Source organism: Mycobacterium sp. P4_H6, assembly GCF_056400845.1.
The window spans coordinates 1-14,781 of the sequence record NZ_JBFUKN010000061.1 but is presented as its reverse complement, the minus strand read 5'-3'; the positions used below and the strand labels follow the sequence as shown (position 1 = coordinate 14,781).

Annotated in this window: 15 protein-coding genes and 1 pseudogene; 11 read left to right on the top strand and 5 right to left on the bottom strand. The window is 68.2% G+C overall.

The features are described 5' to 3' along the window. Nucleotides 1-20 precede the first annotated feature (20 nt). Entirely contained in the window at nt 21-1,601 is a 1,581-nt protein-coding gene (locus AC1DTF_RS22285; RefSeq protein WP_477475650.1) for a Na+/H+ antiporter, read from the top strand. Here AC1DTF_RS22285 and AC1DTF_RS22280 read toward each other — a convergent pair. Further along, nucleotides 1,588-2,052, bottom strand: a complete 465-nt coding sequence (locus tag AC1DTF_RS22280) for a MarR family winged helix-turn-helix transcriptional regulator (RefSeq protein WP_477475649.1) — start codon at nt 2,050-2,052, stop codon at nt 1,588-1,590. The two genes, AC1DTF_RS22285 and AC1DTF_RS22280, sit on opposite strands and share 14 nt — an antisense overlap. A 55-nt stretch (nt 2,053-2,107) precedes the next feature. On the opposite strand from AC1DTF_RS22280, the pseudogene AC1DTF_RS22275 reads away from it, so the two are divergent. The 5 genes and pseudogenes from AC1DTF_RS22275 to AC1DTF_RS22255 form a co-directional block, all read left to right on the top strand. Further along, nucleotides 2,108-3,838 (top strand): annotated as a pseudogene (locus AC1DTF_RS22275) (MMPL family transporter); the annotation flags it as partial. Between the two features lie 21 nt (nt 3,839-3,859). Further along, nucleotides 3,860-4,573 (top strand): alpha/beta fold hydrolase, encoded by a 714-nt coding sequence (locus tag AC1DTF_RS22270; protein ID WP_477475663.1) that lies wholly within the window; start codon nt 3,860-3,862, stop codon nt 4,571-4,573. 44 nt (nt 4,574-4,617) lie between these two features. Beyond that, nucleotides 4,618-5,817, top strand: a complete 1,200-nt coding sequence (locus AC1DTF_RS22265) for a cytochrome P450 (RefSeq protein ID WP_477475648.1) — start codon at nt 4,618-4,620, stop codon at nt 5,815-5,817. A 2-nt stretch (nt 5,818-5,819) separates the two neighbouring features. Continuing rightward, nucleotides 5,820-6,011 carry a ferredoxin gene (locus tag AC1DTF_RS22260; protein ID WP_477475647.1) on the top strand — a complete coding sequence of 64 codons (192 nt, stop codon included), beginning with the start codon at nt 5,820-5,822 and terminating at the stop codon, nt 6,009-6,011. A 295-nt stretch (nt 6,012-6,306) separates the two neighbouring features. Beyond that, nucleotides 6,307-7,917, top strand: a complete 1,611-nt coding sequence (locus tag AC1DTF_RS22255) for an HNH endonuclease signature motif containing protein (protein ID WP_477475646.1) — start codon at nt 6,307-6,309, stop codon at nt 7,915-7,917. On the opposite strand, the gene AC1DTF_RS22250 is transcribed toward AC1DTF_RS22255, so the two are convergent. From AC1DTF_RS22250 to AC1DTF_RS22240, 3 genes are read right to left on the bottom strand one after another with little or no spacing between them, the layout of a single operon-like run. Next, nucleotides 7,914-8,603 carry a hypothetical protein gene (locus tag AC1DTF_RS22250; RefSeq protein ID WP_477475645.1) on the bottom strand — a complete coding sequence of 230 codons (690 nt, stop codon included), beginning with the start codon at nt 8,601-8,603 and terminating at the stop codon, nt 7,914-7,916. The two genes, AC1DTF_RS22255 and AC1DTF_RS22250, sit on opposite strands and share 4 nt — an antisense overlap. Before the next feature lie 18 nt (nt 8,604-8,621). After that, nucleotides 8,622-9,266 (bottom strand): PaaI family thioesterase, encoded by a 645-nt coding sequence (locus AC1DTF_RS22245; protein ID WP_477475644.1) that lies wholly within the window; start codon nt 9,264-9,266, stop codon nt 8,622-8,624. Further along, complete coding sequence (locus AC1DTF_RS22240; RefSeq protein ID WP_477475643.1) at nt 9,263-10,552, bottom strand: adenylosuccinate synthase; 1,290 nt, start codon at nt 10,550-10,552, stop codon at nt 9,263-9,265. Before AC1DTF_RS22240 ends, AC1DTF_RS22245 begins: the two co-directional genes overlap by 4 nt. Before the next feature lie 69 nt (nt 10,553-10,621). Here AC1DTF_RS22240 and AC1DTF_RS22235 point away from each other — a divergent pair, with 69 nt between their 5' ends. From AC1DTF_RS22235 to AC1DTF_RS22225, 3 genes are read left to right on the top strand one after another with little or no spacing between them, the layout of a single operon-like run. Next, entirely contained in the window at nt 10,622-11,272 is a 651-nt protein-coding gene (locus AC1DTF_RS22235; protein ID WP_477475642.1) for a peptidase M50, read from the top strand. Nucleotides 11,273-11,285: 13 nt separating this feature from the next. Further along, the gene (locus AC1DTF_RS22230; RefSeq protein WP_057170266.1) at nt 11,286-12,065 is read left to right on the top strand and encodes a site-2 protease family protein; all 780 of its coding nucleotides are present in this window, start codon (nt 11,286-11,288) and stop codon (nt 12,063-12,065) included. A gap of 40 nt (nt 12,066-12,105) precedes the next feature. Next, nucleotides 12,106-13,002, top strand: a complete 897-nt coding sequence (locus tag AC1DTF_RS22225) for a cation diffusion facilitator family transporter (protein WP_057170267.1) — start codon at nt 12,106-12,108, stop codon at nt 13,000-13,002. Here the strand turns inward: AC1DTF_RS22225 and AC1DTF_RS22220 are convergent. Then, entirely contained in the window at nt 12,999-13,415 is a 417-nt protein-coding gene (locus AC1DTF_RS22220; RefSeq protein ID WP_477475641.1) for a DUF3151 domain-containing protein, read from the bottom strand. The two genes, AC1DTF_RS22225 and AC1DTF_RS22220, sit on opposite strands and share 4 nt — an antisense overlap. An 80-nt stretch (nt 13,416-13,495) precedes the next feature. Between AC1DTF_RS22220 and AC1DTF_RS22215 the strand changes: the two genes are divergently transcribed. Together AC1DTF_RS22215 and AC1DTF_RS22210 are read left to right on the top strand one after the other, a co-directional pair. Then, nucleotides 13,496-14,206 (top strand): Rv0361 family membrane protein, encoded by a 711-nt coding sequence (locus tag AC1DTF_RS22215; RefSeq protein WP_477475640.1) that lies wholly within the window; start codon nt 13,496-13,498, stop codon nt 14,204-14,206. A gap of 102 nt (nt 14,207-14,308) precedes the next feature. Further along, nucleotides 14,309-14,781: PPE family protein (locus tag AC1DTF_RS22210; protein ID WP_477475639.1), on the top strand; the 473-nt coding region annotated here is incomplete at its 3' end.

The following is a 14,781-nucleotide window of genomic DNA, read 5'->3' as shown; positions in this document are numbered from 1 at the left end:
ATCAAGGATAGGTTGATGCCGTGGCAGCGACACTGCTGGCAGTTCTGGTGGCCGCGGTCCTGCTGGCCGCGGTGAGCCGTCGACTCGACATCTCGGCGCCGCTGGCGCTGGTGGTCGCCGGTCTGGTGGCCAGCGCCATCCCCGGGCTCGACGAGGTCGAACTGGACCCCGAGCTGGTGCTGTTCGTCATCCTGCCGCCGCTGCTGTGGTCGGCGGGGCTGGAGAGCAGCTACGTCAACATGCGCCGCAACGTTCGGTCGATCGGCTCGCTGGCGGTCGGGCTGCCACTGGCCACCACACTGGTCGTCGGGTTCGTGGCCTATCACGTGGTGCCCGATTTCACGCTGGCCGCGGCGCTGGTGCTGGGTGCGATCGTGGCCCCACCGGACGCGGTGTCGGCGACGGCGGTGGGCCGCAGACTCGGCCTGCCGCGGCGCATCATGACGCTGCTCGGCGGGGAGAGCCTGCTCAACGACGCGACCGCGCTGACCGCCTACAAGGTCGCGCTGGCCGCGGCGATCGGGGCCTCGGCGGGATGGGTGTCGGGGCTGGGCACCTTCGTCCTGGCCGCAGCGGGTGGCGTCGTTGTCGGCGTGCTGTCCGGGTCGGCCATCACCTTCATCCGCTCCCGGCTGGACGACCCATTGGTGGAGAGCGCCATCGGCCTGGTCGCGCCGTTCGTCATCTATCTGCTGGCCGAGGAGGCACACGCCTCCGGTGTGCTGGCCGTCGTCGTCGCCGCTTTGATGCTCGGCCAACGCTCGACGAACGCCGGGTACGCCACCCGCCTGCAGGACGACGCGGTGTGGAAGGCGCTGCAGCTCATCCTGGAGTCGTTCGCCTTCCTGCTGATCGGACTGCAGCTGCCCGGGGTGGTGCGGGAGCTGTCCGGGCTGTCCGCGGCGGCGATCGCGGTCTCGTCGGTGGCGGTGCTGGCCACCGTCATCGTGGTACGGATCGCCTGGGTGTACGCGACCACGTTCCTGCGCAACCCGCGGCCGGCGGCCGGGGAGGTCTTCGTGGTCGCGTGGGCCGGGATGCGCGGCGTGGTGTCGCTGGCGGCCGCGTTCGGTGTGCCGTTGACGACGATGTCCGGTGCGGAGTTCCCGGGGCGTCCGCAGCTGGTGTTCCTGACCTTCGTCGTGGTGGTGGGCACCCTGCTGCTGCACGGCCTGACGCTGCCGTGGGTGATCCGGCGCTTCGGCATCCACAGCGACGACGCGCAGCGCGATGCGCTGGCTCAGGCGGCGGCGCAGGACAAGGCGGCCCGGGCTGCGGCCGAGAGGCTCGACCAACTGCTCGAGCAGCAGCGCGCCGAGGGGACCGTCAGCCAGTCCGCCGCGGTCACCGACGATGCCGCCCAGGTGCTGCGCAAGTGGAACACCGCCCGGCGCAACTCGGCGTGGGAACGGCTGGGCCGCAGCGAGGACGAGATCGGCGAGAGCCCGGCTTCGGTGTTCCGTCGGCTACGACTGGAAATGCTTGCCGCCGAACGCGATACCTTCATCGCCGAACGCGACGCCGGGAACATCGACGATGAGGTGCTGCGCGAGGTGCTGCGCGGGCTGGACCTGGAAGAGGCCACCCTCAACCGTCGGTAGCGGTCCGGAACTCGCGCATCCCTGCCAGCAGCGCGGTGAACACGCGGTGCGCGGCATCGAGGTCGGAATCGGGCAGGTCGGCCAACGCCTGAGAGTTGATCTCGGCCAGCGGGGTGAAGAAATCGTTGGCGACCGCGAGTCCGTGATCGTCGTACCGCAGGATCACCTTGCGCCGGTCACCGGGATGGGCCTCCCGGCGCAGATGCCCGGACTCGATCATCCGCTCGACCAAATACGTGATGGCCGCCGCGGAGGTCCCCATCAGCTTGCGCAGTTCGCCCGCGGTCAGCGGGGCACCCGCGGCATCGGCCACCATGACGTGCAGCAGAGCGCGAAAATCGTTGGCGGACACATCGTTACGGTTGGCGAATTCACGGCCGATCTGATCCGACTCGGCCGTCAGGGCTCGCACATCGGCAGCGATGAGCCGCTCCCGATCTTCTCGCTGCATGACCACAGCATATCGTTCATTTGATTAATCGTTAAGTTTCTGAAATATTTATCGCATGTCCAGTCGTGTTTCCTGGCTCGTCGCCATACTCGTGATCCTGGCCTCCGGCGCCGGTCTGGGCCTGCTCAGCGGGTCGGACTCCGCCTCCCAGTCGCCGGTGGCGCTGCCGGCCAGTGCCGAATCGGCGCGCGCCGACGCCCTGCGAGCCGAGTTCCCCGGCGGCGATATCGCGCCGGCCATCATCGTGTTCACCCGGACCGACGGCGGACCGTTGAGTCCGGCCGAGGTGGCTGCGGCCGGCCCCGGCGCGCAGGTGTCGCAGGACGGGCTGGCCGCGGTGTCGGTGTCCCCGCTGTCGGCCGACCTGTCCGGATTCGCCCTCAACGATGCGGTGCAGGAGTTGCGCACCCAGACCGCCGAACGGCTGCCCGAAGGGCTGCAGGCGGAGGTGACCGGCGGCCCGGCCTTCGGCGCCGACATCGCGAATTCCTTTGCCGGAGCCAATATCACCCTGCTCGCGGTGACGGCCGCGGTGGTGGCCCTGCTGCTCATCATCACCTACCGCTCCCCGGTGCTGTGGCTGGTGCCCCTGCTGGTGATCGCCTTCGCCGACCGGGTCGGTTCCGTGGTGGGCACCGCGGTTGCCTCCGGACTTGGCCTGAACCCGGACGGGTCGACGGGCGGCATCACCAGCGTGCTGGTGTTCGGCGCCGGCACCAACTATGCGCTGCTGCTCATTTCGCGCTACCGCGAGGAGCTGGGACGTTCGGCCGATCACCGCGAGGCATTGCGGGTGGCCACCCGTGCGGCCGGGCCGGCGATCCTGGCCAGCAATGCCACCGTCGTACTGGCGCTGCTCACCCTGGCGTTCGCCACGGCGCCGTCCAACCGCAGCCTGGGCGTGCAGGCCGCGGCGGGCCTGGTGGTGGCGGCGATCTTCGTCCTGTTCGTGTTGCCGCCGTTCCTCGGCTTGTTCGGCAAGAAGCTGTTCTGGCCGTTCATCCCTCAGGTCGGCGACGAGGCCCTCACCGACAGCGGCGTCTGGCACCGGGTCGCGTCCTGGGTCGCCGGCCGGCCCGGATGGGTGGCCACCGGCGCGCTCGGCGTGCTGGTCGCCCTGTGCTTCGGCCTCGTCGGCACCCCGGTCGGTCTGTCGCAGACCGAACAGTTCCGGGTACAGGCCGAGTCGGTCAGCGGTTACGACACACTGGCCGAACACTTTCCGAGCGGACTGACCGATCCCGCCGTCGTCATCGCGCCCACCTCCGATGCGGCTGCGGTGTCGGCGGCAMTCACCGGGGTGCCGGGCGTGGTGTCGGCCCGGCCCGCCGGGGAATCGGGCAACGGACTGAGCCAATGGTCGGTGGTCCTGCAGGCCGAACCGGCGTCGGATGAGGCGTTCGAAACCGTTGATGCGCTGCGTAGTTCGGTGCATTCCGTCAGTCCCGAGGCTGTGGTCGGCGGGTCCGATGCCAAGGCGCGGGATTCGGCGTCGGCCGCCCAGCGCGACCGCATGGTGGTCATCCCCGCGATCCTGGCGGTGGTGCTCGTGGTGCTCTTCGTGCTGCTCCGTTCGGCGCTGGCGCCGGTGGTCCTGGTGTCGGTCACGGTGCTCAGCGCGTTGGCCGCGTTGGGGATCGGTGGCTGGGCCAGCGTGCACCTGTTCGGTTTCCCGGCCCTGGACAACGGCACTCCGCTGTTCGCGTTCCTGTTCCTGGTGGCACTCGGCGTGGATTACACGATCTTCCTGGTGACCCGGGCGCGGGAGGAGACACCGGAATTCGGCCTGTTCTGGCCGAGCCTGCTGATGACCGGCGATATGTGGGCCGGGCAGGCCTCGGAGTTCCAGGACGGGCACCAGGTGATCCTGGTGGACCCGCCCGGCCACGGCGGCAGCGAAAAGCTTTCGGGGCCTTTCACTTTCGATGAGTGCGCACAGACCGTGGTGGATGTTCTGGACGGGCTGGGCGTCGAGCGGGCCCATTTCGTCGGCAATTCCTGGGGCGGGATGATCGGCGGCACGTTCGCCGCGCGGCACCCGGACAGGATCGGGCGGGCGGTCCTGATGAACTGCACCGCCTCGCCGGCCGGGCGGCGCCAGCGTGTCGAGTACGGGTTGCTGTTGCGGACGGCGAAGCTCCTCGGAGGCATACGCGGACCGCTGACGGGCCAGGTGCTCAAGGCCTTTCTCGGGCCGACGACCTTTCGCGACCGGCCCGACGTGGTGCGATTCGTCCGGGATGCGGCACGCGCGGTGGACCTGGACTCCAGTGCATGGGCGGTGACGAGCGTGGTGCCCCAGCGGCCGGACCAACGTGCGCTGCTCTCGGACGTGCGCACCCCGGTGCTCGTGGTGGCGGGTGCCGAGGACGCCACCTTCCCCGTCGCCGAGACGCTTGAGATGGCCGACGCCATTCAGGGTGCGGCGACCGCCGTCCTGGATGGCGTCGCGCATCTGGCCGCACTGGAGAATCCGCGCCTCGTCAACGCGCTGATCAAGGACTTTGTGTTCGACGCGTAGCGTGTGATCATGACAGCCAGCGAGGAGCCGAAGGCGGATCGCGCATGACACAGACGCTGCCGCCGGTCCACATGCGGCGCAACGGCTTCGACCCCGTTCCCGAACTCGGAGCGATCCGCGAGAAAACCGGCGTGCAATCCGTCGTCAGCGCACTCGGCAACACCGTGTACCTGGTGACCCGGCACGAAGACGTCAAGTCCGTGCTGGCCGATCACGAGCACTTCTCCAATGCGCGCCCACCGGGTTTCACCCTGCCCGGCGCGCCGGAGATGTCCGCGGAGGAACTGGCCAAGACACGCGCCGGTAACCTGCTCGGCCTGGATCCGCCCGAGCATCAGCGGTTGCGCCGTCTGCTCACCCCCGAGTTCACCATCCGGCGGATGAAGCGGCTGGAGCCGCGCATCACCGAGATCGTCGACGAGCACCTCGATGCCATGGCGGCCGGCGGTGCGCCCGCGGACTTGGTGGCCGAATTCGCCTTGCCCGTACCGTCATTGGTGATCTGCGAGTTGCTCGGCGTGCCATATGACGACCGGGATGACTTTCAGCACCGCTCGGCCCGCCAGCTCGACCTGTCGCTGCCCATCGCCGAGCGCATGCAGCTGCAACAGCAGAGCCGCGACTACATGCACAGCCTGGTGGACCGGGCGCGGAAGGCTCCCGGCGAGGACATCCTCGGCATGCTCGTCCGCGAGCACGGCGACGCGCTGACCGACGACGAGCTGGTCGGCATTGCCGGGCTGCTGCTGCTCGCCGGTCACGAGACGACGTCGAACATGCTGGGGCTGGGGACTCTTGCGCTGCTGCGCAGACCCGACCAGCTGGCGCTGGTACGCGATGACCCGGATGCCATCGGGCCCGCGATGGAGGAACTGCTGCGCTGGCTGTCGGTGGTGCACCATGCCATTCCGCGGTTCGCCACCGCCGACGTGGAGATGGCCGGTGTGGTGGTACCCAAGGGCGCGTTGGTCTTCGCGTCACTGCCCGCGGGCAACCGCGACCCCGCGTTCGTCGAGCGGCCCGACGAGTTCGATGTGCGCCGGGGCGCCCCCGGGCACCTCGCGTTCGGCCACGGCGTGCACCACTGCCTGGGTGCGCCACTGGCCCGGATGGAGATGCGGATCGCCTTTCCGGCGCTGTTCAAGCGCTTCCCCACACTGGCGTTGGCCGAACCGTTCGAAGATGTCGAGTTCCGGGACTTCCACTTCATCTACGGACTACGGTCGCTACCAGTGAGGTGGTGACGATGAAGGTTGAAGCTGATCACGACTCCTGCATCACCGCGGGCAACTGTGTGATGGTGGCCGACGCGGTATTCGATCAGGATGACGACGGCGTGGTGGTGGTGCTCACCGAAGAGGTGCCCGAGGCCGAACTGGAGCATGCCCGCGAGGCCGTGAAGCTGTGCCCCGCGTCGGCGTTGAAGCTGTTGGATTAGTTGTCCAAATTCAGCGAGTAGTGCCCGGGTCCTGTCTCGAAACAATATGAGGGCCGGTTCCCGGTGGCGTTGGCCTGCTCGGCTGCCGCCCTGCAGGCTGCCTGATTCGTACCGAAATCGATGTACTCATCGGCACCGGCGGCACCGGCCGCGGCCAAGGGCGCTGCGGTTGCGACAGCACCGATAAGAAGCAACTTGAACGACTCGATCACGGTTGGAACCTACTCGAGGTAGTTATCCACAGCGGCGAAAGTTCTGCTTTCTGACGTCGGTGGACGCTAGTAATATAGAACACATGTTCGAAGTTCTGGGACGGGCCGCACTGGCCGAGTTGAGCGATGAGGCGCTCATCTCGGCGGTGACGGCGACGACCCAGAACGAGGCGATGGCTGCCGCGGCGCGGTTGGCGTTGATCGGTGAGGTGGTGGCCCGCCAATGCGATGACGAGGACGACGCGATCGCCCATCAGGTCATCGACGGTTGGGCCTGGGCCCAGGCCGCGGTGGCGGCGGCATGCAACCTGAACGCCCACGCCGCGTCCAAGCAGATGCGCATCGCCCAAGCCCTGCGTGACCGGCTGCCCCGCACCGCCGCCCTGTTCGCCACAGGCGCGATCTCGATGGCGGTGATCGATGCGATCACCTGGCGCACCCACCTCGTCGACGATGACGACGCTCTTGTATTGATCGATACCGCCATCGCCGGGGAAGCGGGCGCGTACGGCGCGCATTCGGAAAAGCAGTTGATCGGCGCCATCGATCTGTGGGTGGAGAAGTTCGACCCCGACGCCGTCGTGCGCTCCAAACGCAACGCCAAAGACCTCTACGTCGAGTTCGACGACAAAGACGATCCCAATGGGGTGTCCTCGTTCTGGGGTCGGCTGCGCGTCACCGACAAGAAGATCCTCGAACAACGCCTCAACGACCTCGCCGACACCGTCTGCGGCAACGACCCCCGCGCGCGGGGCGAGCTACGTGCGGCCGCGTTGGCCGCATTGGGCGCGGTCGGCCCGCAACTGGCACGGCTCGCGTGCGCGTGTGGGGGTGCTGGTTGTGAGGGCAGCGGGAAAGATCCACGCTCAGGCGCAGTGACCATCTATGTGCTGACCGACCAGGTGCCCGCCGCCGGCGAAGAGTCTCCGCGGCACACCACCACGGGCACCCCGGGAACGGCGCCCGCCGAGACCGAGACTGCGCCGGAGAAAGAGCAGCAGACTCCGGCGGCCGAATCCGAACCCGACGAGCCCGCCGAACCTGCGGCCCGCGCTGAGCCCGCCGTACCTGCGGCGTGCAACCCCAGCCCCGGGGTGATGCTCGACGGCGCCATCATCCCCGCCAACATGCTGGCCCACCTCGCGGCGACCGGCGCGAAAGTCAAGCCGCTCTCCGAGATCGCCGACCTGCCCGCCGAACGCCAGTACCGGCCCTCGACCGCACTGACCGCGTTCGTGCGGATGCGCGCCATGACCTGTAGCTTCCCGGGCTGCAACCGGCCCGCGCACCGCTGCGACCTCGACCACCTGACCCCATGGCCCGCCGGAGCGACCCATCCGGGCAACCTGGCACCACTGTGCCGCCTGCACCACCTGATCAAAACCTTCTGCGGCTGGACACCCACCGCCCAACCCGACGGACGCATCCACTGGTCAGCACCGACCGGGCACACCTACACCAAGGCCCCCGGGGCGGCAATCATGTTCCCGCACTGGAACATCCAGACCCCGATCCCGCGAAAACGCGCCATCAGCCTGATCAACGACACCGACCGCGACACCACAGGGCCCAACCGAAAAGCGATGCCCACCCGACAACGCACCCGCGCACAAGACCGTGCACAACGCATCAAAGCCGAGCGGCAGCGCAACGCAGCCGAACTCGGCGAAAACAACAGCGACCCGCCCTTCTAGCGGGCCGGCTCCTCCGGGCCGTCATGGTGCAGGTCGATCACCCCGGCCCGCGCCAGGAGCAGCATGCTGACCACCAGAACCCACACCGGGAAAGCCAGCACCACCCACATGCTGACCCCACCCGATACCAGAAGGCTCAGCGCCACAAGGTAAGTCACGATGACCAGCCAGCGCGGCATCAGCCCGGTGCGCAGCCAGATGGTGGCCAGCGAGATCATGAACACCGCCCCCATCCGCAGTCCGTACGTGGTGGCGAGGCTCTCCAGCATGCCCTGGCCGAACACCGCCAAGTCGTCGCGCACCGTCACATCGGGCAAGCCGACCCTGGTGGCAACCAACCCGGCGCCCACCGCCGAGGACACGAACATCATGGCCAGGAAAAGCAGGCCACTACCGATGAACACGGTCGCGAAGAACTTGTCCTCGTACCGGCCGAACCCGTCGCGGATGACGCCGATGAACCAGAGGAATGTGATGCCGGCGAACGGCATCAGCACCGACGCCACCTTCAACTGTCCGCTCGCCCCGGCGATCCACTGCGATCCGTGTTCGGCGCCCTCGGGCAGCGCAGTCCGGATCAACGCGAGCGCGGTCCCGAACAGCAGCGCGAACAGCACGCCGGCCACCGCGGCCGCACGCGGCGTGGTGAGCTTGCGAAGATGCCGATCTGACGGGTGTGTGGTCACGCCGTCATGGTGACACGCCTAGGGCTGGCCCGGCAGCAATCTGACCATCAGGCCGTTGCTCTCGGCGAGCACATTGCCCTCGGCGTCCAGCAATTCGGCGTTCACAAACGCCTTGCGGCCCTCGGCTTCCCGCAACCAGCCGCGCACCGTCAGCGGCACATCGATCGGGGTCACCCGGCGATAGTCCACATGCAGGAACGCGGTGCGGCTGATCGGCCGGCCCGTCGCATGGATGACCATGCCGAACACCGAATCGAACAGCAGCGGCAGCACACCACCGTGCACCGCCTGATTACCGCCCACGTGGAACCGGCTGAACTGCACCGTCAACTCCACACCGTCGGCCTCGAATTTGGTGACGAGCCAGGGCGGCATCAACAGACTGCCCGCACCGGGCAACGAGGGCACCCGGTTGGCCGGGCCCACACCCTCGGCCGCCTGCGACGGCTCGAGCAGTGCCACCAGTTCCTCGACGCGGTCGGCTGCGGCCGTCCAGGTGTCGCTGTCCGGGTTCACCGACACCGCCAGATCCTGCGCCCGGCGCATGGCGGTCAGGAACCGTTCGAATCCAGGGCCCGGATCCGCGGCCTCGAACACCGGGAACCCACCATGCCGGTCGTACTGCGGGTCGACGCGCCGTGGATCCAGGCCGAAATCGGTCACGCCAGGATGTCCCGGCGCACGATGGTCTGCTCCCGCCCCGGCCCCACACCGATGCACGAAACATGGGCTCCGGCAAGCTCTTCGAGCCTCAGCACGTAGTCACGCGCCTTGGCGGGAAGGTCGTCGAACTCACGCGCCGCGGAGATGTCCTCCCACCAGCCGKGCAGTTCTTCGTAGATGGGCTCGGCGCGGGCGATATCGGCCTGCGTCATCGGCATCTCGTCGGTGCGCTTGCCGTTCACGGTGTAACCCACGCACACCGGGACCGTCTCCAGGCTGGAGAGCACGTCGAGCTTGGTCAGGAAGTAATCGGTGATGCCGTTGACGCGCGTGGCGTACCGGGCGATGACGGCGTCGAACCAGCCGCAGCGCCGCGGCCTGCCGGTGGTGACACCGACCTCGCCACCGGTCTTGGCCAGGTACGCGCCGTGCTCGTCGAATAGTTCCGTCGGGAACGGGCCCGAGCCCACCCGCGTCGTGTACGCCTTGAGGATGCCCAGCACCGTGGTGATGCGGGTCGGCCCGATGCCCGAGCCAACGGCCGCGCCACCGGCTGTGGGGTTCGACGAGGTCACGAACGGATAGGTGCCGTGGTCCACGTCGAGCAGAGTGCCCTGCGAGCCCTCCAGCAGCACCGTCTCACCGTTCTCCAGCGCCTCGTTGAGCAGCAGCCTGGCATCGGCGATGCGGTGCTTGAAACCGTCGGCCTGCTCCAGCAGCGTCGCCACGACCTCGTCGGCGTCGAGCGCCTTGCGGTTGTAGATCTTGACCAGGATCTGATTCTTGAGCTCGAGTGCCGCCTCGATCTTCTGGGCGAGCAGCGCGGGATCGAGAACGTCGGCCGCCCGGATACCGAGCCGCGCGACCTTGTCCTGATAGCAGGGGCCGATGCCGCGACCGGTGGTGCCGATCTTCTTGTTGCCCATGTAGCGCTCGGTCACCTTGTCGATGGCGACGTGATACGGCATGAGCAGGTGGGCGTCGGCTGAGATCAGCAGCCGCGATGTGTCCACACCCCTGTCTTCGAGCCCGGAGAGCTCGGTGAGCAACACGCCCGGGTCGACCACGACACCGTTGCCGATGACGTTGGTGACACCCGGGGTGAGGATGCCCGAGGGGATGAGGTGCAACGCGAAGTTCTCCCCGGTCGGCAACACCACGGTATGACCCGCGTTGTTACCGCCCTGGTAGCGAACTACCCATTGCACACGTCCACCGAGTAGATCGGTGGCTTTACCTTTGCCCTCGTCGCCCCACTGGGCCCCGATGAGCACGATTGCCGGCATGGCATTTCTCCCGCTTAAAGTGATGCAGCCGGTGACCCACCCTATCCGAGCGGAGCCATAGGAGAGGCCTTGACCACCACAAACGGCCGGCCAGATTGCGCAGTGTTGCTGTTCGGCGGGCGCCGCCCACCCCGCGCATTAGGCCATCTACCTGCGGTGACGGTGCAAGAAACCGGTCAGATTGCGGCCGCCGTGACGGCTCGCCGAATCGTCGTGGTGGGCACCGACAAGGACCTCGCCGCAGTACTCACCTCACTGTTGAAGGCCGAAAAACTGGATGTCGAGGTGGCGTTCGTACCGCGCCGGCGCACCCCCGCCACCCGCGCCTACGGGCTGCCGAGCGGGTGGCGCGCGGCCCGCGCGGCCCTCACACGCGCCGCCACCCGGGTACCGCTGATCCGCGACGACTCCGGGCGCGCGCTCGTCGGCGTCGGGCTGTGGGTGGGCGAGACCGGGCTGGAGGGCGAGGCCGTCGTGGACGACACGGTGCTCTTCGACGGTGAGGCGACCGCGGTGCGGATCGAGCCGATCGGAACGATGCCCGGCCTGCGTGCGACGGTGCTGTCCTCGGGCATGCGGCCGAAGCGCTGGGTGACCGGGCGCGCCGCGCAGCTCGGGACCACCGGTGCCTTCGTGGTCCGCGACGGCGACCCGAGCACCCGCGCGCTGCGACGGTCGACGTTCTACCGCCACACGGAAGGCTGGTTGGCCGTGAAGTAGGTAGCGTCGAAACGTGAACATCCGTCCGCTGCGCCAGTCGGTACGACCCAGCCCGATCTTCCTGGGGATCGTCGCGCTCACCCTCGCGGGTGGCGGGCTGGCCTGGTTCTGCGGGGACGCCATCGAGCCGCTGTCCTATGCCGCGGTGTTCGTCCTGGTGGTCGCGGGGTGGCTGGTGTCGCTGTGCCTGCACGAGTTCGGCCACGCCTACACGGCGTGGAAGTTCGGCGACCACGACATCGCGGTGCGCGGCTATCTGACGCTGAACCCGCTCAAATACTCCAACCCGATGCTCTCGCTCGGATTGCCGCTGCTCTTCATCGCCCTGGGCGGCATCGGCCTGCCCGGTGGTGCGGTCTACGTGCGCACCGGCTGGATGACGGCACGGCAGCGCACCCAGGTCAGTCTGGCCGGCCCGCTGGCCAATGTGGTGCTGGCGGTGCTGCTGCTGGCCGCGGTGAGCCTGTTCTACGACCCGGCTCATCTGGTGTTCTGGGGCGGTGTCGCCTTCCTGGGCTTTCTGCAGGTGACCGCGGTGCTGCTGAACCTGCTGCCGATTCCGGGCCTGGACGGCTACGGCGCGCTGGAACCGCATCTCAAGCCGGACACCCAGCGCGCCCTGGAGCCGGTCAAGGGCTGGGGTTTCCTGATCCTGCTCATCGTGCTGCTGGTGCCGCAGCTCAACCAGGTGTTCTTCTCGGTGGTGTTCTGGTTCGTCGACCTGTCCGGGATCAACGGCTCGCTGGTATCGATCGGCGGCGGACTCACCCGGTTCTGGTCGGCCTGGCTCTGAGTCTTGCAACATATGCGACTTTACGCATATATTCGGCTGCATGGGAGCTGGACACGACCACAGCCACGGCGGCGGTGACACGCGCGTCGGCCGGATGATCATCGGCGCGGCGATCCTCGGCGCGTTCTTCGTGCTGGAACTGGTCACCGCGCTGACAATCAACTCGATCGCATTGCTCGCCGACGCCGGGCACATGCTCACCGACCTGGTCGCGATGTTCATGGGCCTGACCGCCGTGCTGCTGGCCCGCCGCGGATCCACCTCCGCGGCCCGCACCTACGGCTGGCACCGCGCCGAGGTGTTCACCGCCGTCGCCAACGCCGCGCTGCTGCTGGGTGTTGCCGGATTCATCCTCTACGAGGCCTTCGAGCGACTCGGGGACGCACCCGATGTCCCCGGTGTGCCGCTGATCGTCGTCGCGCTGGCCGGCCTGGCCGCCAACGCCGTCGTGGTGCTGTTGCTGCGCGCGGACTCCGAGCACAGCCTGGCCGTCAAGGGCGCCTACATGGAGGTCGTCGCCGACACCGTGGGCAGCATCGGGGTGCTGATCGCGGGCATCGTCACCGTCACCACCGGCTGGCCGTATGCCGACGTCGTCGTCGCCGTCCTGGTCGCACTGTGGGTACTGCCGCGGGCCTTCGCCCTCGCCCGGGCCGCGCTACGGATCCTCAGCGAGTCATCGCCGGCCCACATCGACGTCGACGAGTTGCGCACCGCCTTGCAGGACGTCCCCGGTGTCACCGAGGTGCATGACCTGCACGTGTGGACCCTGGTGCCCGGCCGGGACATGGCAACAGCGCACCTGACCAGCACCCACGACGCCGCCCGGGTACTGGTCGACGCCCAGGCGGTGCTGGCCGCGCGCGGCCTCGAACACGCCACCGTTCAGGTCGAGCCGCCCGGCGGCGTCGGCGATTGCGGTGCGAAGAACTGCTAGTTGACCCCGAGCGCGGCGCGCGCGGACGGGTCGCAGTCATCGAGCAGATCCAGGCAACGCGCGTACTCGGGCGTCTCACCGATCTCCTGGGCGGCCCGCGCCAGGGCGGCCACGCAACGCAGGAAGCCACGGTTGGGTTCGTGCGCGTACGGCACCGGACCGAACCCCTTCCAGCCGTTGCGGCGCAGCTGGTCGAGTCCGCGGTGATACCCGGTGCGGGCATATGCGTAGGCGGCCACCGGCTGGTCCTCGGTCAGCGCCTGCTCGGCGAGCGTCGCCCAGGCCACCGAGGCACTCGGGTGCGCCGCGGCGACGATCGCCGCCTTCTCACCGGCCTCCAGTTCGCCCTCAGCTTCTGTATCGCCCGGTAGCAGCACCGGATCCGGCCCCAGCAGGTCGCCCATTCGCGTCATAGGCCTATTGTGCCGTGCGGGCGTATGCCGGCTGTGATTAGGCTTGCGCTGAAGCATCACGAGGGAGGACTGCAGTAGGGATGTCGAACCCAACAGAGCCCGAAGGCGGCAAGCAGGAACCCGATCCGGATGCACCGGAGACCGACGATTCGTCGGAACGCCGGTTCACCGCGCCGTCGGGTTTCGACGGCTCCACCCAGATCATCCAATCGGTGCCCGAGCCTCCCACCGAGATCTTCGCTGCCGGTGAACCCACCGAGATGATCGACAGCACCGCGTTCACCGACAGCTCCAAAGTGGCTGCACCGCAGGTTATTCCGCCGCGCGATGATGCACCCAAGCCGCCTCGGGCGCGGCGCAGCTGGGGCTGGGTGATCGCCGTCGTGCTGGTGATCGCCGCGCTGGTGGCGCTCGCCGTACTGGGCACGGTGCTGCTGACCCGCGGTGGCGCCAACGCCACCTCGCAGGAAGACCAGGTCCGTTCCACCATCGAGAGCTTCGACGTCGCCATCCAGAAAGGTGACCTGGCCGCGCTGCGGGGCATCACCTGCGGCGCCACCAGGGACAGCTACGTCCAGTACGACGACCGCTCGTGGACCGAGACCCACAAGCGGGTCTCGGCCGCCAAGCAGTACCCGGTGGTGGCCAGCATCGACGAGGTGGTCGTGGTGAACGACCACGCCGAGGCGAACGTCACCACCTTCATGGCCAACGCGCCGCAGACACGTTCCACCCGGAGCTTCGACCTCCAGTTCCGCGACGACCAGTGGAAGATCTGCCAGAACGGCTGACCCCCGACCCAGAGTTCGGGTGCCCGGCAAACTGAGTGCCACTCTCCCCAATCAAAAACGTGGGGACCTGACTGCGAGTTTGCCTGTGTCATAGTCGCTTTCATGATGTGGATGGCAGTGCCACCCGAGGTCCATTCAGCACTCCTGAGCAGCGGCCCCGGTGCGGGCCCACTCCTGGCCGCCGCTGCGGCATGGCATCAGCTGAGCATCGAATATGCCACCGCGGCAGCCGAACTGACAGCCACCCTGGGCACTGTGCAGGCCGGTGGGTGGGAAGGCCCGAGCGCCCAGCAGTACATCGTCGCGCACTCCCCCTTCCTGGGCTGGCTGGCGCAGGCGAGTGCGAACAGTGCCGCGACCGCGGCACAGCACGAGACGGCGGCCGCGGCGTACGCGACCGCGCTGGCGACCATGCCCACCCTGCCCGAACTGGCGCTCAACCACGCCACCCGCGGCGTGCTGGTGGCCACCAACTTCTTCGGCATCAACAGCATCCCGATCGCCGTCAACGAAGCCGACTATGTGCGAATGTGGGTGCRGGCCGCCACCACCATGACCACCTATCAGGCGGTGTC